Source organism: Methanoregula sp., from assembly GCF_002835825.1.
Taxonomy (GTDB): domain Archaea; phylum Halobacteriota; class Methanomicrobia; order Methanomicrobiales; family Methanospirillaceae; genus Methanoregula.
In genome coordinates this window covers 1-2222 of record NZ_PIZH01000358.1, presented here as the reverse complement: position 1 = coordinate 2222, position 2222 = coordinate 1, and the positions used below count along the sequence as shown (strand labels likewise).

The following is a 2222-nucleotide window of genomic DNA, read 5'->3' as shown; positions in this document are numbered from 1 at the left end:
TCAAACGACCGTTCCCACTGCGAGAATTTCCGTACACACGCATCCAGTTTTTTGATCTTTTCTTCTGATTCAAGCCGGAAAACCGGGTATAATGTACTCTGCCCCGGGAGTTTTTTCCAGGAAAACAAACCATAACTTTCCGACATAATCGTCTCATATTCCCGCCTGAGCCAGTCGGTTTCATCAGAAATTTCCCGGAATTTTTGTTGCACGACACGATCGTCCCTCAACCGGTCCGTTCCAGCTATTTTCCGGTAATACTTCCTGACCTTTTCCTGATAGATTTCATCACGGATAATGTTCTGATAAAAATCCCGTAACCGGAGCAACGCAGGAGAGGCCTGGGATCTCAATTCCTGTTTCCGTTGAAAGGTCACGGCGCTTTCCTCCAGATAGTTCCGGTAGGTTCCTTTCAGGACTTCCCGCACCCAGACTGCAAGCGGAATTTCCGGATTATTGGTGGAAAAGAGCGTCTGCTTTTTTGCGCGGAGCCCGACCGTCCGGATATTCTTCGCAATGAACAGGTGGTTCTCGGTCCCGGTGAAAAAGAATGAGCGATCGATATACGGAACTCGTTCCTTCCTCCGGTCATCATCAGGGTAAACAAGGCTGTCATACCATGATTCGAATTCTTTTGCCCGGTCAAGGTAGTTGTCCAGAAGCCAGTACGAGTCAATCCCTTCATCCCGGTATTTCTTATCGCGGGCCAGCAGGTCTGATGATGGGATGGGACTCAGCTGGATTTCAAAAACGATCTTCCTTCCATCCTTCTGTGCAAAAACATCGGAGATCCATGTACGATCTGCTGAAGGGAATTCTACCGAGGTCTCCCAGTGCCCGGCCTGACAAATCCGGTAGATGAGATACTTGATCTCCAGGTGTTCTTTTGATTCGTTATCATGGGGACATCCGGTATTAAGCGCATGATAAAAATGCTGAGTTCCTTTAATTGTCCGCAAATGCCCCGGGGCACCACAGCAGCACATCCTGACCGGGAGCCCTTTTTTATGCCGGATCTTCAGCTCTGCCCATTCCTCGTTTGAGAGATCAGGACCGATTATTGTTTCCCCGTCAATAATCGCTTTCAAGGGCATGTGATCCGGATTTGTTTTTCACCCTATAACGATATTTCCCGGTTCTTTCCATCCCCATCGCCCCGCAGGGCGTAAGGAGAGATTAATCCATTTCCCCAATTCGGATCGTAATTGTGCACTCAGTGCGTGCACATTCCGCTACACACTGTGTAGCCAATCCGGAACCCAGCATCCCCTGCCCCACGTGATCCGGCACCGAATACCCATTCGGGAAAACTATATTCTCTTGCGGGAATAATGATGGTACAATGAATAAAATCCAGTACGTGTATGACGCTGGCGGCCACAAGAAAAGCGTCATTGTTCCCGTGGAACTCTGGGAGCGGACACTCCAGGTGCAGGACTCAAAAACTGCACCCTGCAACCCGGAGGAGTATTATGGGATATACCGCGACAGGATAAAAAATCCGCTGGAACTGGCACGGGCCCTCCGGAGTGAGTGGAACCGCGGATGACCTCGTACCTTATCGATACCAATATTCTCATCTATTATCTCGCAGGGGCAATCCCTCAAGAATAGAGACCGGTAATCGACCGGATTCTTCAGGAGTCGTTTAACATCTCGATCATCACCCGGATCGAGCTCCTTGGCTGGAAAGATCATTCTCCAGAAGGACTTGCCAAAGCCCGGAGTCTCCTCGATTGTGCACGGTGCCTGCCCCTTGCCGATACCCTTGCAGAAAAAACCATCGAGCTTCGTGCAATGATATCGATCTCGCTTCCCGATGCCGTCATCGCCGCATCGGCCTTGTCGCTCGATGCGACCCTCGTTACCCGGAACGAGCGTGATTTTGATCAGGTACCGGGTCTGGTTATTTACAACCCGTTTCATACAAGATCCTGACCTTTTTTTTAAACCCCCCACATCCCGGTCCCTCCCTCACCAGGTGCACACACATCGGGGGCTCCTCACGGAACAACGCACATTCAGTCGTTGCACAGGGGAGGAGCGCCGGGCTCCCGAACGGATCATATTGTCTTTCTTCGGAGGAGAGATGAAACCCGCACCAGAGGAATTGCATGGTCCCGGTTCTCAGATGGCCATGATAATACAGGAAAGGCGGAGGGAGGGTGAAACTGTTACTGGGCCGTAAGTCATGGAATATTCATTACTGCAAATAATATTTC

The 2222-nt window shown here is 50.4% G+C and carries 3 protein-coding genes; 2 read left to right on the top strand and 1 reads right to left on the bottom strand.

Features of this window, described 5'->3' with window-relative positions; translation table 11 throughout:
- On the bottom strand, positions 1-1094 hold a 1094-nt coding region (locus CW742_RS11000), incomplete at its 3' end, for a competence protein CoiA (RefSeq protein ID WP_292420342.1).
- A 248-nt stretch (positions 1095-1342) separates the two neighbouring features.
- Between CW742_RS11000 and CW742_RS10995 the strand changes: the two genes are divergently transcribed.
- Positions 1343-1549, top strand: a complete 207-nt coding sequence (locus tag CW742_RS10995) for a hypothetical protein (protein WP_292420338.1) — start codon at positions 1343-1345, stop codon at positions 1547-1549.
- 74 nt (positions 1550-1623) lie between these two features.
- Positions 1624-1938 carry a type II toxin-antitoxin system VapC family toxin gene (locus CW742_RS10990; protein ID WP_342764879.1) on the top strand — a complete coding sequence of 105 codons (315 nt, stop codon included), beginning with the start codon at positions 1624-1626 and terminating at the stop codon, positions 1936-1938.
- Positions 1939-2222: the final 284 nt, after the last annotated feature.

What these genes read in the sequence shown, in the direction of transcription:
- CW742_RS10995 (WP_292420338.1), top strand. Translation starts at nt 1,343, where the DNA reads ATGAATAAAATCCAGTACGTGTATGACGCTGGCGGCCACAAGAAAAGC.